Raw genomic sequence first — 21,799 nt, 5'->3', positions numbered from 1 at the left:
GGAAATCACCCATGAAAAAATACACTGCAGCGGTCATTGGTCCGGGGAATATCGGAACTGATCTGCTCATGAAATTGCGGAAAAACTCTCGTTATGTAGAGCCGGTATATATGATCGGTGTCGATCCAAACTCTGATGGTTTGGCACGGGCAGAAAAACTTGGAGTTACCGCTTCTGCCGGTGGCGTTGATTGGCTTTTGGAGCAAACGGAGCTTCCTGACCTTGTGTTTGAAGCTACATCAGCTTATGCGCATCAAGCTAATGCGCCGAAGTACCGAGAAGCAGGAATCCATGCTATCGATTTAACACCTGCTGCTGTGGGCCCGTACTTCTGCCCATCGGTCAATCTCGATGCCCTAAAAACTGTTGATAATGTCAATATGATTACCTGCGGAGGGCAGGCAACCACACCTATTGTTGCGGCAGTGTCGCGCATAGTGGATGTGGAATATGCGGAGATTGTGGCGTCAATAGCTTCAAAATCAGCCGGTCCTGGAACCCGCGCTAATATTGACGAATTTATGCACACGACGTCGCGCGCGCTTGAAGCTGTTGGTGGTGCACGGCGGGCGAAGGCAATTCTTATTTTGAACCCTGTTGATCCGCCCATGCTTATGCGTAATACCGTGTACTGTTCATTGCCAGCGATGGCTGCGGAACCTGGAGAACTTCAGGATCGTGTGCGTCAGTCGATCGATGAAATGGTTGCTACGGTCCAAGGATATGTGCCGGGCTATCGGCTTACGGCCGAACCTCAGTTTGATTATGCGCGCCCAGAGTGGAATGGATGGGGCCGTGTCACGGTATTGCTTGAGGTTAAAGGAGCCGCCGACTACTTGCCAGAATATGCAGGAAATCTGGATATTATCACTGCAGCTGCGGTTGCTACGGCGGATCGGTATGTAGAACTTTTAGAGGAGGGGAAATAAATGACCAAGATCCGTCTTAATGACACAACTTTACGAGATGGTTCCCATGCGGTTCGCCATCAATACACTGAAGAGCAAGTTCGGAATGTTGTTCGAGCACTAGACAACGCTTCTGTTGAAATGATTGAAGTCACCCACGGTGACGGTCTTGGTGGATCGTCATTTAATTACGGGTTTTCAAAAGTCCCTGATCTAGATTTAATTTCAGCGGCTGTAGATGAAGCGAAGTTTGCCAAGATTGCCTGCTTGTTATTGCCTGGTTTAGGCACGGTGGAGGATCTGAAGGAAGCACATGCTCGAGGGGCAAGCATGGTGCGAATTGCCACGCACTGTACGGAAGCTGATGTTTCCATAAGGCATTTTCAGGCAGCTCGGGAACTCGGCATGGAAACTGGTGGTTTCCTTATGCTTTCGCACCGAATTGAACCATTGGAATTAGCTAAGCAAGCTCGAATTATGGTTGATGCTGGTTGCGAATGCGTGTTTGTCGTTGACTCTGCTGGTTCGCTGATTATGGAAGAAGCTGCTGATCGTGTAAAAGCTTTGGTCGATGAAATAGGTGAAGAAGCACAAGTTGGTTTTCACGGCCACCAAAACCTTTCATTTGGGGTTGCAAACTCTGTGCTAGCGGTGCGTGCAGGGGCGTCGCAAATCGATGGCTCCTTGGCGGGACTTGGTGCAGGTGCAGGTAATTCCCCGACAGAAGTGCTTGCCGTAGCGTTCGATCGCCTGGATATTAAGCACGGTGTAGATTTAGAGGGTATTCTAGGCGCCGCCGAAGACGTGTTAAAGCCGATGGTGGAGCGTCTTCCGATGATGGACAGAGGTTCCATTATTCAAGGCCAGATGGGCGTATATAACTCCTTCCTTCTGCATGCTGAACGTGCGGCCGCGCGCTACAATATTCCCACCGCAGATATTCTTGCAGAGGTAGGCCGACGCGGTTACGTTGGCGGTCAAGAAGACATGATTATCGACGTCGCGGTGGCACTTCACGGATAGTCCGCGCAGTATGCTGTAGCCCCAACGCAGTCTTTGATTGCGATGGGGCTTCGGTGAATTTAATAGTGATTATGCAGTTTGTTCGAATTCTCGTTGATGTTCGAGGGCCGCTCGACCGGCAGCAGCACAGATTCGTTTTAACGCTGCGACATGCTCTTCAGGCTTAAATTGGGTGGATGCACCAGAAACTGACATGGCCGCAATGGGTTCGTTGTTTCGACCAAAAATTGGGGCAGCGATACAAGATAATCCGAGTGCTATTTCTTGCCTATCGTAAGCGATACCTTCATTTCGGATTGTCGCTAATTCTTCGCGGAATTCTTCAGGATCTGTAATGGTATATGGAGTCCAACGGTGGAGCCCGCTAGCAATTGTTGATTCTGCTCGCACGTAATCCCAAGCCAACATTGCTTTTCCAACGCCTGTGCAATAGGCGGGAGCACGTCCACCAATGCGAGACGGGCTAGCGATTCGCCGAGCGGAAAAAAGTTTATTTATGTATACAACTTCGTTCCCCTGGAGAGTTGCGAGGTGGACGGTCTGGCGCGTGCGTTCGAATAAAACTGCGAGGAATGGTGTGAGAATCTCGCTAATCATATCGTGTGCACGGGTCCCCTGATCGCTAGTCAATTCGAAACAAAGAGGGCCGAGACGGTAAAAGTCACCGGAGCGCTCGACGGCGCCATTGGCAACAAGGGTTGCAAGGAGGCGATGGGCTGTTGATTTAGAAAGGCAAGCCCTGCGGGCAAGTTCACTAACACCAACGCCTGCGGCGTCGTGATCGCTAAAACTGCGCAGTAAACTAAAAGCTTTATCTACAGAGCTGCGAGTATCTGGGGAATTCTTTGGGCTGCTCATGTGGTCTTTCCTGTTTGGGCTGATTGAATATATTTTGCGTTATTCTGTTGGTTTGCCGAAATGAAATGTTCCACTGTATGGAACGTGACGTGTTGTTTTAGATTAATTTTTAGCCGAATACATCTCCAATCGTGCGCCTGAATTTTGATGAAAAAGGTGGTCAATAGACTATTTGCTGGCAATCTGTGAGCTGCTGAAAACTTAGTTCATTAGGCACGGTATGGGCAGGTTGAAAATCAAGGGGGTGTAGGGGTGGGTGAATTACTTTTTCCAAGGTGAAGACGTTCCATTCTACGGAACGTGAACTAGAACACGGCTTGTGTTTTGGGGCACAGTGAAGGGGTGTCGTGCAGTCCCGCGGCAGTTTTAGGAGAACAACGTGTGTACAACTGGTAATCCAATACCTCGAGGGGGGCTCACCCGTCCTGAGGGTTTAGATCGAAACCTTGATGTCAGCGGTATGGTAGATCCGGATGGTGGTTTAATAGACCGGAGAATCTTTTCTGACCAGCGCATCTACGATCAGGAAATGCGAAGGATTTTCGCACGAAGCTGGCTTTTTATTGCTCATTCTGATCAATTCAAACGTCCTGGTGACTTTTTCCAAACCTATATGGGCGAAGACCCTGTTATCGCGACGATGAATAAAAAACGCGAAATTCGGGTGCTATTGAATAATTGCCGACATCGTGGTGCTCGGGTTTGTCGTGCTGATGAAGGTGCGACAAAGAACTTTATTTGTACCTACCACGGGTGGGCCTATGATCTCGATGGCAAACTTATTGATGTTCCAGCTCGAGAGGCATATGCCAGCGACTTTAATCCTGCGGATTGGGGCCTTGTAAGTGTTCCTCGCGTGGAGTCATACAAAGGTTTAATTTTTGCTAATTGGGATGAAAATGCGGAGCCATTAGAAGAGTCCCTGGGTGACATGAAATGGTATATCGACGCATTTATGGACCGGGACCCGGAGGGCACTTGCGTGGTTGGCGGTGTTGCAAAATGGGTGCTTGAAGGCAACTGGAAGCTAGCGGCGGAGCAGTTTGCGACCGACTGGTACCACGTTAATATGTCGCATGCCTCGGCGTTAATGGTCCTTTCGCCATCCGGAAAAGGGCCGAAAAAAGAAATTGCTCTGCGAACAGGTGTGCAATTTACAAATGAGCATGGTCATGGTGCAGGTTTCCCGGTGCATCCAAAAAACCGTTTTGATGCGCAACCAGTACATGAGTATTACGACTATGAATTCCTGAGGGAACGCCTTTCGCCTGAACAGGTCATGGGGCCGCTCACAAACGGCCATGCGACCGTATTTCCGAACTTTTCCTACCTGCCGGTGAATGGGTCGATACGCGTTTGGCATCCAAAAGGTCCTAACAAAATGGAAGTGTGGTCCTGGACTGTACTGGACAAATCAATGCCTGATGATGTGCGGCGTGCACAACGTTTATATAATCTCCGCACATTTGGGCCTTCCGGAATTTTCGAACAAGATGACGGCGAAAACTGGTCTGAGTGCCAAGCCAATGCACATGCATTTATGGTTGGCAACACTGCGCTGAACTATCAGATGGGATTGGGAACAGAAACTCAGCGCGATGACTACCCAGGTACAACCTCGGGTTTATATTCCGACGCTGCTGGTCGCGGAGTATACCGACGATGGCGCGAATTAATGTCCACCCCTGCTTGGCATGAGACCAAAGGAATGTGACTCCATGAATAACCCAGTAAAAATCGGTGAGATCGATGACTTTGAGCAAGAAGAAGGTACGGTTATCGAATCTGATGTAAGTGGTGTGGAAAACGCAATAGCCGTATTCCGTACTGAAGATGACGAGTTTTATGCTCTTGACGATGTGTGTACACATGGCAACGCGTCCCTAGCAGAAGGGTGGGTTGAGGGCACTGAAGTTGAGTGTCCGTTGCACTCTGGAAAATTCTGCCTAAAAACCGGAAAAGTGCTGAGTATGCCAGCGGTGGAAGACACCACTACCCACAAAGTTGAGCTTCGCGGTGATGAAGTGTGGCTTTATCCAGGAACCTCGGCATAGGTAGGAGCGTGGATTTTGCCATGAGTTCAACAACGATTATTGGCGGCGGTATTGCTGGATTTACTCTGGCCAGTGAATTACGTTCTCGCGGATACGCAGGCGAAATTACGATTATTGATCCGAACGGCTTGCCGTATGATCGTCCACCGCTTTCGAAAGAAATTCTGTCAGGTGAGAAAAACGCTGAGCAGCTACTTCTTGCGCCTCGCAGTTGGTATGAAGAGCAAGGCGTTAATGTCGTTCGAGGTCAGGTGGGTCGTATAGCTCCTGAAAACCGTGAATTGGTCATGGAAGATGGTAGTACCAGGGGCTATGACAACTTGGTTTTGGCCACCGGTGGGATACCTCGTAATATCCCAGCATTTGAGCACTTGTCCGTGTTTGTTCTTCGAACGGTCGAAGACGCGGAGAATTTGAAAAAAGTTCTTACAAAAGGTGTGCATTTAGCAATCGTTGGGGCTGGTCTTATCGGCGCTGAGGTTGCATCGTCGGCACGGGAGTTAGGGGCTGAGGTAACACTTATCGACCCTGCGCCAATTGCTCTGGTCCCGGCGCTTGGAGAAGAGCTGGCGCGACGTCTTCACGCATTGCACAAAGCCAACGGTGTGCACACAATTACTGGTTTGACTACCAGCATTGAGCACACAGAGCATGGTTATGCGATAACAATCGATGGGCACGATGCAGTACAGGCAGACTATGTGCTCCTTGCCGTTGGGATCGTGCCGGAAGAGCGTCTGGCCCGAAGTGCAGGCCTTGATTGTGATGGTGGCGTGCTCGTTGATTATGCACAACGAACAAGCCTAGAAAATATTTGGGCGATCGGGGACTGCGCTCGCACTCGAAACGAAGACGGTACATTGTTACGCCGGCATGAGCACTGGGAATCCGCAGTTTTTGAAGCACAAACTGCTGCTGCATCAATTACTGGTCAGGAACTTCCACAACATGGGGCAGCTTGGTTTTGGACAGACCGATACGGAGTGCATGTAGAAGGTGTGGGCTCGATGACCGAAGAAGGCGAAACGGTACTACGCCCGAACAAACATGGGGAACCTGAAGTTGCGTTCCGTGTTCGCCCAGACGGCACGCTCGCTGGCTGTGCAGCTATTGATAACGGCATGGCGGTACGAGCTGCAAGACGCATTATAGATCGGCGAATCGTGGTTGCCCCAGAACAACTGCGTGACCCGAACGTCAACCTGAAAAAGCTCGCACGTTAGGAAACGACCATGACTGATTACCTCAGCAAAGAAGGAATTACCCGAGGGGATCGTGTAGATATACAGCTTTACTACGAACTCCAAAACTTGTACTACGAGGAAGCCGCACTGCTGGACGAAGGGCGCTACGTAGATTGGTTACAACACTTTGATGAAGATCTTTACTATTGGGCACCGACGCGCACAAACCGAACGCGGCGTCAACAAGCGCTTGCGATCGCTGGTCCCGAAGATACCGCGTTTTACGATGAGACAAAGGATTCTCTAGCTTGGCGAATTCGGCGTTTCGACTCAGGTATGGCGTGGGCGGAGGACCCGCCATCACGTACCCGGCATTTGATTACCAATCTTATTGCGCGACACGCTACGCTGGCCGACCAAGATGTTATTGAAGTTCGAACAAATTTCTTAGTTTGGCGGACGCGACTAGAACGTGAACGCGATATGTTCGCTGGTACACGCACAGATCTTTTGCGCACGACAGATCAAGGGTGGAAAATCTTCGACCGTCGCATTCTGTTGGATATTAACGTGCTGCCTTCGAAAAATATTTCGACATTCTTTTAGGGAGAATCGAAATGTTACGAGGACAGACGGCAATAATTACTGGTGCCGGTTCCGGGCTCGGTGCCGCATTAGCAACACGATTTGCCAATGAGGGTGCTAATGTTGCACTTCTTGATATCGATGGCAAGCGGGCCCAGGAAATTGCTGGTAGGTTACCGTCCCATCAAACCTTGGCGCTACAAGCTGATGTCCGGGAACCAGATGATTTACAGGCAGCTGTAGCAGCGACGATTGAAACGTTTGGCAAACTTGATACCGTTATTCCAAATGCAGGAATTTGGGATTATAACCGCTCGGTGACGCGCCATTCTGGCGCTGAGCTAGCCCAAGTATTTGATGAAGTATTTGCGATTAATGTAAAGGGCTATTTACTTACCGTTGAAGCTACATGGCGGGAACTGGTAAAAACGCGAGGCTCAATCATTATGACGCTTTCGAATGCTGCATTTTATGCTGCAGGAGGTGGCCCGATTTACACCGCCAGCAAATTTGCAGATAGGGGTCTAATGCTGCAATTTGCGTACGAACTTGCACCAAAGGTTCGAGTCAATGCGGTGGCAGTAGGAGGAATGCGTACGGATTTACGTGGGCCAGCAGCATTGGGCTTGGAAACACGCAGTTTCCAGCAGACTCTGGATCGTCGACCAGCGCGAAGCAATCCCTATATTCCTCTTCACGATATTTCAACAGAACCAGAAACATTTACTGGTCCATATGTAATGCTGGCTTCTTCTCGCGAAGCCGGAAATATAACGGGCGCAATTATTAATGCTGATGGTGGAATTGCTGCCCGCGGATTTCAAAATTCGGCAGGAGGAGACGAATTATGATTATTACAGGGGTAAACCATAATCCGGAAACAATTGATATTAATCCCTGCACTCAAATTGCGCGCCACGCGGCGTACCAACCTGACCAATTGGCGTTAGTTTATGAAGGTGAAGAGGTAACCTACAGTGAACTCAATGCCATTATTAAAGCGTGGGCGGCTCATCTTGATGAAGCTGGAGTTCGTCAAGGTGATCGAGTTGCCTATCTGGGTATGAATTCGAAGTCCTTTATTTACACCATGTTGGCGGCGTGGTGGCTCGGGGCTACATTTATGCCCTTTAATTTCCGGCTTTCGGAGGCTGAAGTTTCTCAACTGCTAATGCAGGGAACACCGCACACTGTGGTTGTCGAAGGTACATATTTGCCAATGGCAAAGCATATTTACGGAATTGAACGGCACCATGTCATTATCGTTGACGACGACGATTTCGCTCCGGTAGAAGGAAAAGTTCCACTGTACTGGAGCACCACCTCAAATATCATGAAAACTGATACACAATCGGTGGCGAAATCACGTCCAATGACAATGCAAGATTTAGCGCTCTTGCTGTTTACCTCCGGGACCACTGGTATGCCAAAAGGTGCTCAGCTTACATTCGGCAATCTCTGGTGGAATTCCATAAATGTTGACACCATGGTGGATACCCGCCCGGGAGATGTCACCCTAGCCAGTGCACCACTGTTCCATGTTGGGGCTTTGAATTCCTTTGTAATTCGTGCTTTAGTTCGTGGGAATGTGGTACTTATTCATAGGCATTTCGATCCAGCGGTAGTAATGCGTGATATTGAAAAATACCAAGTGGGTTCCGCATTTTTAGTGCCTGCACAACTTGAGGCGATGTATAGTCACCCAGATTTTCATAGTGCTTCATTGAAATCAATGCGGGCAACGATTTGTGCTGGGGCGCCGGTACCACCTGTACTTATACGGCGCTACCTTGAAAAAGGTGTTAATGTTCAACAGGCTTGGGGGCTCACCGAAACTGCTCCATTTGCCACATATCTTCCGCCAAATATGACGGAAAAGAAAGCTGGCTCATGTGGAATCCCAATGCCGTACACGCAAATCAGGTTGGTTGACCCTGATACCGGCGAAGATGTGCGTGAAGCAGGACGTACTGGCGAGTTCTGGGTGCGGGGCCCAAATGTCGCAACCGGATATTGGAATAATCCAGAAATCACGCAAAAGGCTTATACCGCTGGGTGGTTCCATTCGGGTGACCTGGGCCACCGTGATGAAGATGGATACTATTACATTGTCGATCGCCTTAAAGACATGATTATTACTGGCGGTGAAAATGTATATCCAGCTGAAGTAGAGCGTGTTGTCGCAGAAATGGATGGTGTACGGGGTAATGCTGTAGTGGGCATTTCAGATGATCACTGGGGAGAAAGCGTTGTTTCGGTAGTGCAGTTAGATCCCGGAGCTGAAATCACATTGCAAGATTTGCGTGAGCATTGTGAGCGGCATTTGGCAAGGTATAAGTTGCCAAAGCGATTGATTATTGTTGACGAAATTGCGCGAAACTCTGCCGGAAAGGTAAATAAACTAGCAATTCGCCAATATGTCCGTGAGATAGTGGAGGCGGAAGAATGAAATACACACTAGTAGAACATTCTCCGCTCCGACACACGTATCCTTTCGGTAAAAATGATATTGAACTGGAATTTGGCTCGAGTAGGCAATTGCTGCAAAAGACCGCGGAGATTTACGGCGCCCACCCAGGATGTAGGCGCATTATTGTAGCTGTGGACGAAGGGGATATTGCCGCAATATCTGAGTGTGAGGATGCGGGATTCCGGTACGTTCTAGATGTGCAATTACGTGAGGGAAAAGAAGTCTCACTTATGGTTCATGAACCATTGTGGGTGACGGAAAAAGACACCGAAGAAGTGGATTTAACATGAATTTTATTGAACAGTGGGAAGCCTTCTATTCAAAGGTTGATGATGTAGCCATCACTCTGAAACTTTACCCAATCTCTGGCTCTGTTGACGAAGTACAAATTGGTATGCCCCTGCATAAAGCAATTACGCAACCAGCGGGTATGTTTTCCGCACCCGCTCTTTTTGGATTAGCGGATATTTGTGGAACCTGGCTCGCAATGCAGCAGGTGCCGCGAGGAGTGTTCCCGTTAGCGGTGGGCTCTTCGGTCAATATAGTGGCAAACAAACGCGAAGGCGATGCTATTGCTACAGCAACGATTGTTCGAGCCGGCCGCACCGTAATTGTTACTGACACCACGGTCCGTTCATCAATTGATGACGCCATCCTGGCCAAGGTGGTCACAACCTATACCGTCCCTGCATCAAAAGATTAGTGCAAACAGGATATCTTGCCCCACATTTGTTGGTAATTCCGACGATGTGGGGCTTTGTCGTGGCGTGCCAAACAGTGATTTAACACGCAGTCTGATTCCAGTTACGCCTTTTGTACATGCCCATTCAGCGAAAGCAAGACAAGGTTGTCAATACAAGGGCTTGTCTCCATTCACGCAAAATAGGAGTACTTATGCCCGAAATTAACCGGCTCGTTGATTTGGTGATTAGCGACAGCTTTGCGGAATGCTTCGAGTTGTAATTCATGAGGCATTACTTATTTGAAAATTTAACGCAGTGCACCGCTATATGCGACTGGTATGATATTCCGAATGGCTTCAATTCTGGTTGCTGGACGGTGCTCTTTATTATCAGGACGTTGGTGATTCGATTCTTTAAAAACGGCTCGACCAGAAAGTTGTGCTCCGCACCCGCTACCCCCGTATTCGGAGTGTGTGCCACGCCCGCCCATATAAAAAAGTGATAAGCGTTGCGTAAGTGTTCTACTGAGCCTAGTGGTTCGCTGTTATATGCCCCTTTTTGAGGGGGCTTTTTAGTTTCTGACGTGCATGGAGCTGCACACTTTCGATGCGCACTATAGTTCGACGTGATGGGGTCTAGAACATTCTCTTTCCTCAGGTTTCAAGGCCGGAACCTGAAAAATAGTGCACAATCTGTGCTATAACCACTTGGGTCTTTTTGCTACGGTGGCGCTTATGATTACTCACCTGCGATTGACCCAGTGGATGACGTTCCACGAGCAATCCCTTGAATTAGGGTCTGCTGCTTTGTTGGTGGGACCTCATCACGTTGGGAAGACAAATGCGCTGCTAGCGCTTCGTACGTTGGGAAGGCTAGCGGCGGGTTGGCCAATCGAATCGGTGCTTGAGGATCTTGAATGTGCTCCCCGAGGCCAAAATGAATTTCGCATAGGTTGCAGTGTGGGAAACCTGACCTATGACATTACGGTCGAAGTTCGCCCAGAACTACGCATTACGGAGGAAGTGCTCGGCATGGGCGAGGGGGAATCCTTGAATCTTGCTGAACTCTCGTTCGATGGTAGGCATTCTGCTCTCTTTAAACTTGCAGGTTTGCCCGTAAATGAAGACTGGGCAATCGAGGAGTTGTCCGAAACATTGCGGTCAATCACAGAGTTTGTTCCTCAACCGGAAAAAATGCGTGAATTTAGTCCAGTAAGTAGTGTTTTGGAATCCGATGCTTCGAACCTTTCCGGTGTGTTGTATCAATTGGCATCAACCGACCCGGAATCTTTTGCCCGCATTGAAACCATTGCATGCGATCTAGGGGGGCCTTCAGCCCGTTCCGTGGGGTTTGCTACCACAGATCTCGGCGATGTTATGTTAGTGCTCAATGAACAATTTCAAGGTCAATTTGTGGGCACGCCTGCCCGCCATTTAAGTGACGGTTTTCTTGGCGAACTCGCACTGGCTACTGCACAACTTAGCGGTAAAACTTTATTGATTGATACCCCCGAGCATTTCTTGCATCCGCAACATAGTGATCTTTTTTTGGCAATGTTGCACGGGATTCAATCCATCGTGGCAACACGAAGTCCAGCATTGGTAGATGCTGGTCAAGAAGTAGGTAATGAACATATCGTCATTGTTGGTCGAGATCCAGATACTGGATTAACGTATTTGAATCCAATTGTGGACATTGAAGAAATCGACGAAACAGAAGAACCTGAACGCAATGAAGAAAATGAGGAATCGACTGCACATGGTGATGTAGAGGACGTTGAAAAGGGCGAAGAAGTTGCCGAGACTCAACCTCGAGAGGAAACTGAATCGCACAACGAACCCGAAAGTGATCAGGATTCTGAAGATGATGATAACGAAGGGGCTGCAAATACCGAAGGTAAAGAATCAGTGATGTCGAATTAGTTGTCGGTCATCTCGCTGGCTGGGGTTGTAAACCTATGCTTTATCTATGATGGATGTGTATAACGCTATATTCCAGCGTCGCGATGTGCGAGCCGAATACACTGGCGAAGTTATTGGTAGTGATCAATTGCGTCGGATTCTTGCAGCGGGGCATGCTGCGCCGTCCGTGGGGAATTCGCAGCCATGGGATTTTGTGATCGTGCAAGAACCAGAGCGGTTGGCCAAGTTTGCCTCGCATGTGGCGGGGCGTCGGAAAGCATTCTCGGATAGCTTGCCTTCGGAACGTCGAAAAACTTTTAACCCAATTAAAATCGAGGGCATTTGTGAATCAGGCACTGGTGTTGTGGTGACGTATAACCCTGAGCGTGGCGGTCCGCATATTTTAGGTAGACATACTATTGATGAAACCGGGGTTTTCAGTGCGGCGCTTGCCATTCAAAATATGTGGCTAGCTGCAACTTCTGAAGGTGTAGGAATGGGCTGGGTTAGCTTTTATAAAGAAGCGTTTTTAGCCGATTTTATTGGCTGTCAGTCGCCAGTTCGTCCTATTGCATGGTTATGTCTGGGTCCCGTCACGCACCTCGAACAAATTCCTGATCTTGAGCGTTTTGGATGGCGTGATAGAAGGCCTTTGGATGACGCGATCCATCAAGAACGCCTACGCTCAACCATATGAGTTTCTACGATATTCCAGTGACCACAATCGACGGCCGTGAAACCACGTTAAGGGATTGGGAAGGTCATGTTCTTTTGATTGTAAATACTGCCTCTGAATGTGGTCTTACCGGACAATATGAGGGTCTCCAACAACTGTTTGATGACTATGCAATGCGTGGGTTCTTTGTGCTTGGCATGCCGTGTAACCAGTTTGGTGCGCAGGAACCAGGTACTCACGAACAAATTACCGAATTTTGTAAGAAGAACTATGGAGTGACTTTCCCTTTGTTCGCCAAGGCAGATGTCAATGGTGAGGACACGCATCCGTTGTATCAGCATCTCAAAGAAGCAACTGGTGGTGCTGACATAGCCTGGAATTTCGAAAAGTTTGTTATTTCGGATAATGGTGACGTGCTTGGGCGTTTTGATCCACGCACTGATCCGGAGGCTGATGAAATTATCGAACTCATTGAAGAGCATTTGCCGGTGCAGTAGGTGTCCTTAGCGCCCGCCGCACTTTCGAATAGGTGGTTTGGGTGCGTTCTCGGTATGCTGTGCGTGTCCGAGTCCTGCGTGATTCAGGCGCAGGACAGCACGCCTACCTACCGCGAGTAAGGGATTAATTGTGGCCCGTGTAGTTGTCAATGTGATGCCAAAGGCAGAGATTTTGGATCCTCAGGGGCAGGCGGTTGTGCGTGCCTTGGGTCGTATCGGGGTAGAGGGGGTGCAGGACGTACGGCAAGGAAAGCGATTCGAACTTGAGGTTGATGAAACAGTCACCCGGGCTGATCTCGAAAAAATTGCCGAAATTCTGCTCGCCAATACCGTGATTGAAGATTTCGAAGTTGTTGATTTTGAGGTGTCCGAGTGACCGCGAACATCGGCGTCATCACATTTCCGGGCACTCTTGATGATGTCGACGCCGCTCGTGCCGTCCGTATTGCAGGCGCTAAGGCTGTTTCGCTCTGGCATGCGGATGAAGATCTGCGGGGTGTTGACGCCGTAGTGATTCCTGGGGGCTTTTCCTATGGTGATTACCTCCGTTCTGGCGCTATTTCCGCACTTGCCCCAGTAATGCAATCTGTTATTGAAGCTGCTGGAAAAGGTATGCCTGTGCTGGGAATTTGTAATGGTTTCCAGATTCTTACAGAGTCCCGATTATTGCCCGGTGTATTGACCCGAAATGAGGGTCTACATTTTCACTGCGACGATATCTACCTAGAGGTCGTGAATAATTCGACCGCATGGACGAATACTTTAGAGGCTGGGCAACGGATTCTAATTCCCGCGAAGCATGGTGAGGGGCGCTTCCAAGCTTCTGCTGAAACCCTCAAAATGCTTGAAGATGAAGGTCGCGTTGTATTCCGCTATACCGACAACTTCAATGGTTCTATGAATTCGATTGCGGGTGTTTGTTCGGAAAATGGCCGCGTTGTTGGGCTTATGCCTCACCCCGAACATGCTGTTGAAACTTTGACCGGACCATCCTTGGATGGGCTGGAGTTGTTCTTGTCCGCTGTCGGCACCATTGCCTCCTAAAATTTTACTAAAGGTAGCACAATGACTGTTCCTTTCAATGACACTGTCGACGCCGCGAAGGCGCACCCGGACGCGCAGCAGCCGTACCGCGAACTCGGGCTTAAAGACGATGAATATGCCCGCATTAAAGAAATCTTGGGACGACGCCCTACGCATGCTGAATTAACTATGTATTCGGTGATGTGGTCAGAGCACTGCTCATACAAATCTTCTAAAGTGCACTTACGTTATTTCGGCGAGACCACTACACCTGAAATGGGCTCAAAGATTCTTGCTGGAATTGGCGAAAACGCGGGCGTTGTAGATATCGGGGATGGGCACGCAGTTACCTTCAGAGTCGAATCGCACAACCACCCGTCATATGTGGAACCTCATCAAGGTGCCGCTACCGGCGTGGGCGGTATTGTTCGCGACATTATGGCAATGGGTGCTCGCCCTATCGCGGTAATGGACCAACTTCGTTTTGGGCCCGCCGACGCCCCGGATACGCAACGTGTGCTGCCTGGGGTAGTGGATGGCATCGGTGGCTATGGTAATAGCCTTGGCCTTCCAAATATCGGTGGCGAAACAGTATTCGATGAATCTTATGCTGGTAACCCGCTTGTAAATGCACTTTGTGTAGGCACGCTCAAGGTCGAGGACCTGAAACTGGCGTTTGCGTCTGGTTTAGGCAATAAAGTTATGTTGTTCGGCTCCCGCACAGGCCTAGATGGTATCGGCGGCGTGTCCGTATTGGCCTCTGACACATTTGAGGAAGGTGCGGAACGGAAACTACCAGCCGTGCAGGTCGGTGACCCCTTTGCCGAAAAAGTTCTTATTGAGTGCTGCTTAGACTTATATAAAGCAGGAGTAGTTGTAGGTATTCAAGATCTTGGTGGGGCCGGCCTTTCATGTGCCACTTCCGAATTGGCGGCAGCTGGTGATGGCGGCATGACGGTAAACCTGGATATGGTTCCACTGCGGGCAGAAAATATGACTGCTGCGGAAATTCTTGCATCTGAATCACAAGAACGCATGTGTGCAATTGTGACTCCGGAAAATGTAGCAAAGTTCAAAGAAATTTGTGCTCACTGGGATGTAACTTGCGCTGAGATTGGGGAAGTTACAGACAATGATCGTTTGGTGATTACGCATCGCGGTGAAATCGTTGTTGAAGCTCCAGCACATACAATCGCTCACCAAGGCCCTGTATATGAACGCCCATATGCGCGGCCTGAATGGCAGGATGAACTCCAGGTGTTCCGGGGCGTCGAAAAGCCAAGCGATTTGCGTGCAACACTATTGCAGATGGTTTCATCGCCAGCGCTGTGCTCTAGGGCATTTATTACACAACAGTATGATCGCTATGTGCGCGGCAATACGGTACTCGCACAAAATTCTGATGCCGGTGTGCTTCGTATCGACGAAGAATCCGGCCGTGGTGTGGCTGTTTCCGCAGATGCGTCGGGTCGGTATACCAAGCTTGATCCGAATACGGGTGCGCGTCTCGCATTGGCGGAAGCCTATCGCAATGTAGCAGTTACTGGCGCCCGGCCGGTGGCCGTAACGAACTGCCTAAACTTCGGTTCGCCAGAAGACCCTGACGTGATGTGGCAGTTCCGTGAAGCCGTACATGGGCTTGCCGATGGCTGTGTTGAACTGGGGATCCCAGTCTCTGGTGGCAATGTTTCCTTCTATAACCAGACTGGTGACACCCCGATTCTCCCGACTCCTGTAGTGGGTGTGCTTGGTGTAATTGATGATGTACACCAACGAATCGGACATAAACTGGGCACCGTTGACCATACCGAGGACCTTTATGTACTCGGCACTACCGAAGACGAATTCGGTGGTTCGATTTGGCAGCAAATTTCTGGTGCAGGCCTGAATGGTATGCCCCCGAACATTGATCTGGCTAAGGAAAAGACCCTTTCGGATTTCTTTACCGGCCCACGTGTTGTTACTGCTGCTCACGATTTATCTGAGGGCGGTCTTGCCCAGGCGCTTGCTGAACTCACCATCACTTCAAATATCGGTGCGGATATCGATATTGCTTCCGTACACAACGATGCATTCATTGCACTGTTTTCTGAAACTGCATCACGAGTACTCGTTGCTACGGATACTGGTGAAGCATTGGAAGCACGTGCAGCTGAACTCGGAATTCCTTGTGTAAAACTCGGCTCCACCAATGAAGATCGTGTTTTACGAATCAATGGACAGTTTGACATTCCATTGGATGAGCTCCGTGAAGCATGGGAAGCCACACTGCCCAGTATCTTTGGGCATGCGGTTGGCGCCAACTCTGTCGTTGAATAGTTAGGACGCTGGTTTCGCGCTAAACAACCATAAAAGATAAGGCATTCGGAATGACCGGGTGCCTTATTTTTGTGTGCCTTTAATGTTTAAAGTGGCCTTACTGGGTGCGGTCGTGGACCCCAGAAGTAATGGGTTACTGAGGCTTCACATTCAAACTTAGGTGGAACTAGTATGGGCTTTAAAAGCGCAGTCAAAAATAAAAATGAAGTGGACAGAAAAATGTTGTACGCTTTAAAACACATTTCCAAAGTTTATGGGGTTAAACCAGCTGAAGTCCATGCATTGCGCGATATTACAATAGATATTCCTGCCTCAAAGTTTATTGTTGTTTTGGGGGCGAGTGGTTCTGGGAAAAGCACCTTGCTTAATCTTCTAGGGGGAATGGACTCACCAACGTCAGGATCGATTTTATTTCGCGGCGTTGATATTAGTATTTTTTCTGCGCGAAAACTAACAAAATTTCGACGCAAAGAAGTGGGGTTTATTTTCCAGTCGTATAATTTACTTTCAGATCTGACGGTACTGGAGAATGTTATTTTTGCAACGTCAATGGTCGGGCTAACTCGCGCCGATGCGAAGGATGCCCTTACTGCTGTGGGGCTAGCAGATCGCTTGGATTATTATCCGCACCAACTTTCTGGCGGTCAGCAGCAAAGGGTTTCGATAGCGCGTGCATTGGCAAAACGGCCACAAGTGCTGTTGTGTGATGAGCCGACAGGGGCGTTAGATTTTGAAACAGGTGTTCAGGTTTTAGAGGAGTTGCAACGATTGCAACGTGAGCATGAAACTTCAATAATAGTAATCACTCATAATAAAGATATTGCCAAAATGGCCGATATGGTAATTACCATGCGAAGTGGGGAAATTACTGAAGTAATTTACAATGAAAATCCCGCTATGGCGTCGGAGGTGCAATGGTAATGTTAATGCCTCTTATAAATGCGCTTCGCCAAATGCGCCGTAGTATAAGTTCGATTATTGGTCTTGTTGTTATCGTTGGTGTAGCGGTTGGTTTTTACGCCACGCTAAAAACAAATTCGGATAATTTTGATGAATCTTCGCATCGGTATTTTCAAGAATATGCAATCCCAGATGTAATTATTGATGGCGTAGATTTCACGCAAAATGATGCCGATAAATTAGCGAATATTGCTGGCGTGAAATCGGTGCAACGTCGGGCAGCTCTGGATACTCGTGATGGTGATAAAACACTTCGATTGTTGTCGTACGATTTCCAGGATCCTCGGGTAAATATTCCTTATATCCACCAAGGAGAAGCGCCTAGGAATTCTGATGAATGCTTAGTGGCCCACAAATATGCGGTGAGGCATAATGTCCAGCCAGGCGATGTTTTGTCATTTGAGCATCGTCTTTTTCAAGCAACCTGCAATGTAAGCGGTATTGCTACTGCTCCGGAAGAAATGTACCTTAAGCAATCCCCGACGGAGTCGGTTGCGGATGTTTCCTTATTTGGTGTTGTGTATGTGGATACGGAATTTCTTGAATCGCACCAAGTGCCGTTTCAGCAGATTGCGTTGCTTTACCAGACGCGCAATGAAAATGATGCGATTATCAGCAGTGTTGAGCAATTGCTAGGGGAAAAGATACTCAATATTACGGAGTATCCGGATATAAATACGGTGAATGCTTTTACTGCAGATGTGCGTGATTTCGATCAGATGGCATATATATTTCCAATCGTGTTCCTTTGCATCGCATCCATTGTGGTTTTTGTTGGGCAGCGGCGCAATGTTTTAAGGGACCGTAGGCAAATCGGAATTCTAAAAGCGATGGGTACTAGTAGTGTACAAATTATTTTTCTGTACTGTGCTGTCGCTGTTGTTGCAACCATTGTGGGTGTTTTGTTGGGGATTGGAATTGCTCAGGTTGCTGGTCCGAATTTGGTGCACACATACCAGAAGATTTTCACTGCGCCATTCTTTGTCTTTGAAGGATCATTACACCATATTTGGTTGCCTGCGGTGCTCGCATTGGTGATTAGTGTCGTTTCAACGCTGATTGCCACCTATAGCGTTGTGCGAATAATGCCTGCTGAAGCTATGCACGCAGCTGCGCCTAAAAGTGGTAAAGACATTATCTTACAGCGAACTCCCATCTGGGCCCGGCTATCATTTCATTCTCGATACGCCGTAAAGTCAGCGTTTCGAAATTGGGGCCGTTCGCTGGCAATGATTTGTGGAGTGATTGCTTCAACATCGTTGACGGTTATGTCCCTGGGGTTTCAGGATTCGTATCAGCTAATTACCACCGAATACTTTGATGTTACGGCGAAATATGATTATGCGATTACAGTGCCGCCAACTCATATTAATAATGATCCAGGGTTTTCAGAGGATATTAATTTAGAAACGCAGTATAAGGCGCTCACTGTCCCGGCTACATTGCGGGTAGCAGATAGGCGGGAAGAGCTTCCACTCATTATTACGGACCGACCAGCCGATATTTATAATTTTCAGGATGTGGACGATAACCCTATGACCTATGGTGCCGGGATTGTACTGCCGGAATTTTATGCCGAAAGGCTAGGTATTGGCAAAGGGGATTTGGTAACTATTGAAAGCTCAAACAGTGTTGTAGATGGAGATATTAGTGTCACTGGCCTAAGCCAACAAAATATTGGTTTTATTGCGATTGCTTCGTATAATGCTGCCGAAAAAGATTTAGGGCTAAAAGAACAAACTTTTACTACGGTGTTTGCTAGTGCGAAGGATAATATCGGTGAGACGAAAAAGAAGTTGGAGCGTGAGGAATCAGTACTGGCCGTAAGTGCGATTCCAAATGAGCGGGAAAGTTTTCAAAAGCATGCCGCTGCATTGAATATGTATATTACACTACTAGTTCTTTTCTCTATTATGCTCGGCATTGCTGCTTTGTATTCAATTTCTTCAATTTCGCTATTGGCTCGCCAATATGAGTTTGTGGTGCTTCGTGTATTGGGGTATACGCCACTGGATATTTCGCTTGCATATTTGAAGGAATTGGTGCTGCAAATACTCGTGGGATTACCGTTAGGTTTGGTCTCAGGATTGTATTTAACTCGGTATGTGTCTTCGAAGTTTTCAAACTCGCAATTATATTTCGAAGAGATGATTCAACCGGATACATATGTATATGCGGCATTGATCGCTTGCCTTGTGCTTGCGGTTGTTTGGCTTTTCTCTATCGGCATGGTGTCAAGACTTCGTCTTGTTGAGGGTTTAAAGGCCAGAGATGAATAATTTTAAAACACTGGTGCTCTTGTAGTCAGGGCGCTAGACTTTACGCATTCGTAAGTTACGCGACCGAAAGTTTTATTGTGACAGTAATAGAAAAGTCGAGGTTAATACCCAAAACCCGCTGGGTGGTTGATCGAGGCCCACGCCCACGAGCCCGAGGTTGGTTTCATGTGGCGGCAGCATTTTTAGCCTCCGTTTCTGGGGCCGTTTTAACAACTTTTTCGTGGATGACCCTTCCGGGAGTTTTCGCGTTTGCGGTCACTGTATATGCGGTTGGTTTATTGCAATTGTTTGGCGTTTCCGCTGCGTATCATTGTGTTCCTTGGCGTTCAGCGCGCGCTATAGCTTGGTGGAAATGGGCCGACCATTCCACGATAGCGGTCTTTATAGCGGCGACATACACTCCACTGGTTTCTATGATTTTGTCTCCAGTTGCCGCTACTTGGCTTTTGGCGGCGGTGTGGGGTGGGGCGTCGATAAGCGTGATATTGTCCTTGGTGCCACATCCGCGTTGGTTGGATGTGGTCGTGTACCTGGTGCTGGGGTGGTTAGTTATTCCCCTAATTTCGCAACTTTGGGTAAATGCGGGGCCTGCGGTTGTATGGTTGCTGTTTGCCGGTGGAATCGTATATTCATTCGGTGCAATGTTTTATGCGCTGCGGTGGCCAGGACGTAATGCGCGATGGTTTGGGTACCATGAGCATTTCCATCTGGCTACGGTGATGGCCGGGGTTTTACACCTTATTGCTGTGTGGATGGTAGTAGTTCAGACGGGGGCGTAGGGGGGGGCTAGTCGCTCATATTTTCGCACCTGAGTCTGTAGGATCGTTGCGGTTGCGGTGGACTGTTAGTGCGTCAACGTTTTCTTTTATTTAAAGGATGGGTTGGTTTTGGTATGGCAAAGTGACTGAAGGTGCGCACCATGTGGCGCTGGTGCGCACATGTTTTTATTTTCGGCTGATCAGTGGTTTCGGTGCGTATTGAGCGCGGAGTTCGCGGAGCTTGGCCGCATGGTTTGCAAGCCGAACATCTTCGGTGGATCGGGGAACAAATGGTCGTGCGGGGAGCGGGAATCCATCTATATCAACGGCAATATAGGTGATTGTTGCGTGGATTGCGGTTTCCAGTGCATCGCGTCCGCCACGGGGAGCACCTGATCGAACGTGCACAGACATTTGCATTGATCGGGCATCGGTACGCATTAACCGCGCATCGACTTCGATCAAATCGCCGATTTGGATTGGACGATAGAACCGAATACCGCCAGCATAGACGGCAACCGTATGTTCCCCTGACCATTCCATCGTGCAGGCGGTACCAGCTTCGTCAATCCATTCCATTGCGGTGCCACCATGTACTTTTCCGCCCCAGTTTACGTCGGTTGGTTTTGCGAGGAAGCGGGTAATTAGTCGTGGTGCCTCGGAGGGGCCAACATATGTTTGTTCACCCATTTCTTTTTCAATGGCTTTGCGCAAGTCTATGCGGGAAAGTGCGGCGTCGAGGACTCGTCGTTCTTCGTCGGTGTTAGGGATGAATTCTGGGACTGCTTGGGGTTTTCCGGTTTCGGCATCTTTTGCTACGAAGATGACTAAGCAGTCGCATGCACGTGTGAATACACCTTCGCGCGGGTCGGCGGAGAGTACCTCGTTTACGATATGCATGGATGAGCGCCCCGTCATTGCTATCCGGGAGCGCACTTCGACCATATGCCCGCTAGGAATTGGGCGAGTGAAGTGAATGTGTCCCACGTAGGCGGTTACGCAATATGCCCCAGACCAACCCACCGCGCAGGCATAGGCGGCTTTATCGATCCATTCTAAGACTCGGCCGCCGGAAACTCCGTGGTTACCAGCCATAATGATATCTGTAGGGGCAGCCATAAAACGCAGGGTTACGCTGGCGGCGCGTTGGGACATACTGCTTCCTTTCTTCGCTGTAGTTATAGCTTAGAACGGTAGGCTTCACTTTTGTGAAGCGTGTTATCTCTGCGACTGAAACCCAAGCTGCCGTGGTGGCGGTGGCTGACTGGCTCCGAAGTGATGCTGCCCCGACACCGCCGCGGACAGCGATTGCAAAAGCTGTTCGACTAACGGCCCGTACACTTGAACAGATAGCTCCTGGTAGCAGTGTGGAAGTGAGGGTCCCGCCGTTTGTTGCTGTGCAATGTATCGATGGCCCCCGCCACACGCGGGGTACGCCGCCGAATGTCGTGGAAACTGATCCTCGCACATGGCTTCGATTGGCTACTGGACTTGCATCGCTTCTCGACGCCCCCGATGTTGATATCTCAGGTACGCGTGCGGCAGACATTGCACATTGGCTGCCCATTGTGCCTTTGGAGCCTTAAAGTGTCCCACAAAGCCAAGCCTATACATATGTGCG

Annotated in this window: 22 protein-coding genes; 20 read left to right on the top strand and 2 right to left on the bottom strand. The window is 48.9% G+C overall.

The annotated features are described in order from the left end of the window. Positions 1-11: 11 nt before the first annotated feature. A complete protein-coding gene (locus CFREI_RS11440; protein ID WP_027013596.1) occupies positions 12-929 on the top strand; it encodes an acetaldehyde dehydrogenase (acetylating) in 918 nt (305 codons plus the stop codon). Then, entirely contained in the window at positions 930-1,931 is a 1,002-nt protein-coding gene (gene dmpG, locus CFREI_RS11435; RefSeq protein WP_027013597.1) for a 4-hydroxy-2-oxovalerate aldolase, read from the top strand. It abuts the gene before it with no gap. A gap of 69 nt (positions 1,932-2,000) precedes the next feature. Here dmpG and CFREI_RS11430 read toward each other — a convergent pair whose 3' ends face one another. Beyond that, entirely contained in the window at positions 2,001-2,789 is a 789-nt protein-coding gene (locus tag CFREI_RS11430) for an IclR family transcriptional regulator (RefSeq protein WP_027013598.1), read from the bottom strand. A gap of 379 nt (positions 2,790-3,168) precedes the next feature. Between CFREI_RS11430 and CFREI_RS11425 the strand changes: the two genes are divergently transcribed. The 17 genes from CFREI_RS11425 (at position 3,169) to trhA (ending at position 20,199) form a co-directional block, all read left to right on the top strand. Further along, the gene (locus tag CFREI_RS11425; protein WP_027013599.1) at positions 3,169-4,503 is read left to right on the top strand and encodes an aromatic ring-hydroxylating dioxygenase subunit alpha; all 1,335 of its coding nucleotides are present in this window, start codon (positions 3,169-3,171) and stop codon (positions 4,501-4,503) included. 4 nt (positions 4,504-4,507) lie between these two features. Next, positions 4,508-4,843 carry a non-heme iron oxygenase ferredoxin subunit gene (locus CFREI_RS11420; RefSeq protein ID WP_027013600.1) on the top strand — a complete coding sequence of 112 codons (336 nt, stop codon included), beginning with the start codon at positions 4,508-4,510 and terminating at the stop codon, positions 4,841-4,843. A gap of 20 nt (positions 4,844-4,863) precedes the next feature. Beyond that, on the top strand, positions 4,864-6,066 hold the full coding sequence (locus CFREI_RS11415) for an NAD(P)/FAD-dependent oxidoreductase (protein ID WP_027013601.1): 1,203 nt from the start codon (positions 4,864-4,866) through the stop codon (positions 6,064-6,066). 9 nt (positions 6,067-6,075) lie between these two features. After that, positions 6,076-6,633 (top strand): aromatic-ring-hydroxylating dioxygenase subunit beta, encoded by a 558-nt coding sequence (locus CFREI_RS11410; protein ID WP_051256129.1) that lies wholly within the window; start codon positions 6,076-6,078, stop codon positions 6,631-6,633. An 11-nt stretch (positions 6,634-6,644) separates the two neighbouring features. Next, complete coding sequence (locus CFREI_RS11405; RefSeq protein WP_027013603.1) at positions 6,645-7,463, top strand: SDR family NAD(P)-dependent oxidoreductase; 819 nt, start codon at positions 6,645-6,647, stop codon at positions 7,461-7,463. Then, positions 7,460-9,061, top strand: a complete 1,602-nt coding sequence (locus tag CFREI_RS11400) for an AMP-binding protein (RefSeq protein WP_027013604.1) — start codon at positions 7,460-7,462, stop codon at positions 9,059-9,061. Before CFREI_RS11405 ends, CFREI_RS11400 begins: the two co-directional genes overlap by 4 nt. Further along, the gene (locus CFREI_RS11395) at positions 9,058-9,372 is read left to right on the top strand and encodes a hypothetical protein (protein ID WP_027013605.1); all 315 of its coding nucleotides are present in this window, start codon (positions 9,058-9,060) and stop codon (positions 9,370-9,372) included. Before CFREI_RS11400 ends, CFREI_RS11395 begins: the two co-directional genes overlap by 4 nt. Next, positions 9,369-9,785: a PaaI family thioesterase gene (locus CFREI_RS11390; RefSeq protein WP_027013606.1), complete on the top strand. Its 417-nt coding sequence runs from the start codon at positions 9,369-9,371 to the stop codon at positions 9,783-9,785. The genes CFREI_RS11395 and CFREI_RS11390 overlap by 4 nt, the downstream gene beginning before the upstream one ends. 714 nt (positions 9,786-10,499) lie before the next feature. Further along, positions 10,500-11,687 carry an AAA family ATPase gene (locus tag CFREI_RS11385; protein ID WP_027013607.1) on the top strand — a complete coding sequence of 396 codons (1,188 nt, stop codon included), beginning with the start codon at positions 10,500-10,502 and terminating at the stop codon, positions 11,685-11,687. A 49-nt stretch (positions 11,688-11,736) separates the two neighbouring features. Further along, positions 11,737-12,363, top strand: a complete 627-nt coding sequence (gene bluB, locus CFREI_RS11380) for a 5,6-dimethylbenzimidazole synthase (protein WP_027013608.1) — start codon at positions 11,737-11,739, stop codon at positions 12,361-12,363. Further along, positions 12,360-12,839, top strand: a complete 480-nt coding sequence (locus CFREI_RS11375; RefSeq protein ID WP_027013609.1) for a glutathione peroxidase — start codon at positions 12,360-12,362, stop codon at positions 12,837-12,839. Before bluB ends, CFREI_RS11375 begins: the two co-directional genes overlap by 4 nt. Before the next feature lie 130 nt (positions 12,840-12,969). Then, positions 12,970-13,215 carry a phosphoribosylformylglycinamidine synthase subunit PurS gene (gene purS, locus CFREI_RS11370; RefSeq protein ID WP_027013610.1) on the top strand — a complete coding sequence of 82 codons (246 nt, stop codon included), beginning with the start codon at positions 12,970-12,972 and terminating at the stop codon, positions 13,213-13,215. Beyond that, positions 13,212-13,883, top strand: coding sequence for a phosphoribosylformylglycinamidine synthase subunit PurQ (gene purQ / locus CFREI_RS11365; RefSeq protein ID WP_027013611.1), 672 nt, complete (start codon positions 13,212-13,214; stop codon positions 13,881-13,883). Before purS ends, purQ begins: the two co-directional genes overlap by 4 nt. Before the next feature lie 21 nt (positions 13,884-13,904). Beyond that, positions 13,905-16,181, top strand: coding sequence for a phosphoribosylformylglycinamidine synthase subunit PurL (gene purL, locus CFREI_RS11360; RefSeq protein WP_027013612.1), 2,277 nt, complete (start codon positions 13,905-13,907; stop codon positions 16,179-16,181). A 171-nt stretch (positions 16,182-16,352) separates the two neighbouring features. Next, positions 16,353-17,102: an ABC transporter ATP-binding protein gene (locus tag CFREI_RS11355; RefSeq protein ID WP_240483247.1), complete on the top strand. Its 750-nt coding sequence runs from the start codon at positions 16,353-16,355 to the stop codon at positions 17,100-17,102. Continuing rightward, positions 17,102-19,420 (top strand): ABC transporter permease, encoded by a 2,319-nt coding sequence (locus CFREI_RS11350; protein ID WP_027013614.1) that lies wholly within the window; start codon positions 17,102-17,104, stop codon positions 19,418-19,420. Before CFREI_RS11355 ends, CFREI_RS11350 begins: the two co-directional genes overlap by 1 nt. 74 nt (positions 19,421-19,494) lie before the next feature. Then, a complete protein-coding gene (gene trhA, locus CFREI_RS11345) occupies positions 19,495-20,199 on the top strand; it encodes a PAQR family membrane homeostasis protein TrhA (RefSeq protein WP_035112583.1) in 705 nt (234 codons plus the stop codon). A 165-nt stretch (positions 20,200-20,364) separates the two neighbouring features. Here the strand turns inward: trhA and CFREI_RS11340 are convergent, their stop codons facing one another. Continuing rightward, positions 20,365-21,333 (bottom strand): acyl-CoA thioesterase, encoded by a 969-nt coding sequence (locus CFREI_RS11340; protein ID WP_027013615.1) that lies wholly within the window; start codon positions 21,331-21,333, stop codon positions 20,365-20,367. A gap of 53 nt (positions 21,334-21,386) precedes the next feature. Between CFREI_RS11340 and CFREI_RS11335 the strand changes: the two genes are divergently transcribed. After that, entirely contained in the window at positions 21,387-21,764 is a 378-nt protein-coding gene (locus CFREI_RS11335) for a sterol carrier family protein (protein WP_027013616.1), read from the top strand. The last annotated feature ends 35 nt before the right edge of the window (positions 21,765-21,799 follow it).

This window comes from Corynebacterium freiburgense (genome assembly GCF_030408815.1).
Taxonomy (GTDB): Bacteria; Actinomycetota; Actinomycetes; order Mycobacteriales; family Mycobacteriaceae; genus Corynebacterium; species Corynebacterium freiburgense.
The sequence above is the reverse complement of the archived record's forward strand: the minus strand, read 5'-3'. Positions and strand labels throughout refer to the sequence as shown.

Coding starts and splice junctions, on each gene's coding strand:
- CFREI_RS11440 (WP_027013596.1), top strand. CDS start 12: ATGAAAAAATACACTGCAGCGGTCATTGGTCCGGGGAATATCGGAACT.
- dmpG (WP_027013597.1), top strand. CDS start 930: ATGACCAAGATCCGTCTTAATGACACAACTTTACGAGATGGTTCCCAT.
- CFREI_RS11430 (WP_027013598.1), bottom strand. CDS start 2,789: ATGAGCAGCCCAAAGAATTCCCCAGATACTCGCAGCTCTGTAGATAAA.
- CFREI_RS11420 (WP_027013600.1), top strand. CDS start 4,508: ATGAATAACCCAGTAAAAATCGGTGAGATCGATGACTTTGAGCAAGAA.
- CFREI_RS11415 (WP_027013601.1), top strand. CDS start 4,864: ATGAGTTCAACAACGATTATTGGCGGCGGTATTGCTGGATTTACTCTG.
- CFREI_RS11410 (WP_051256129.1), top strand. CDS start 6,076: ATGACTGATTACCTCAGCAAAGAAGGAATTACCCGAGGGGATCGTGTA.
- CFREI_RS11405 (WP_027013603.1), top strand. CDS start 6,645: ATGTTACGAGGACAGACGGCAATAATTACTGGTGCCGGTTCCGGGCTC.
- CFREI_RS11400 (WP_027013604.1), top strand. CDS start 7,460: ATGATTATTACAGGGGTAAACCATAATCCGGAAACAATTGATATTAAT.
- CFREI_RS11395 (WP_027013605.1), top strand. CDS start 9,058: ATGAAATACACACTAGTAGAACATTCTCCGCTCCGACACACGTATCCT.
- CFREI_RS11390 (WP_027013606.1), top strand. CDS start 9,369: ATGAATTTTATTGAACAGTGGGAAGCCTTCTATTCAAAGGTTGATGAT.
- CFREI_RS11385 (WP_027013607.1), top strand. CDS start 10,500: ATGATTACTCACCTGCGATTGACCCAGTGGATGACGTTCCACGAGCAA.
- bluB (WP_027013608.1), top strand. CDS start 11,737: ATGGATGTGTATAACGCTATATTCCAGCGTCGCGATGTGCGAGCCGAA.
- CFREI_RS11375 (WP_027013609.1), top strand. CDS start 12,360: ATGAGTTTCTACGATATTCCAGTGACCACAATCGACGGCCGTGAAACC.
- purL (WP_027013612.1), top strand. CDS start 13,905: ATGACTGTTCCTTTCAATGACACTGTCGACGCCGCGAAGGCGCACCCG.
- CFREI_RS11355 (WP_240483247.1), top strand. CDS start 16,353: ATGGGCTTTAAAAGCGCAGTCAAAAATAAAAATGAAGTGGACAGAAAA.
- CFREI_RS11350 (WP_027013614.1), top strand. CDS start 17,102: ATGTTAATGCCTCTTATAAATGCGCTTCGCCAAATGCGCCGTAGTATA.
- CFREI_RS11340 (WP_027013615.1), bottom strand. CDS start 21,333: ATGTCCCAACGCGCCGCCAGCGTAACCCTGCGTTTTATGGCTGCCCCT.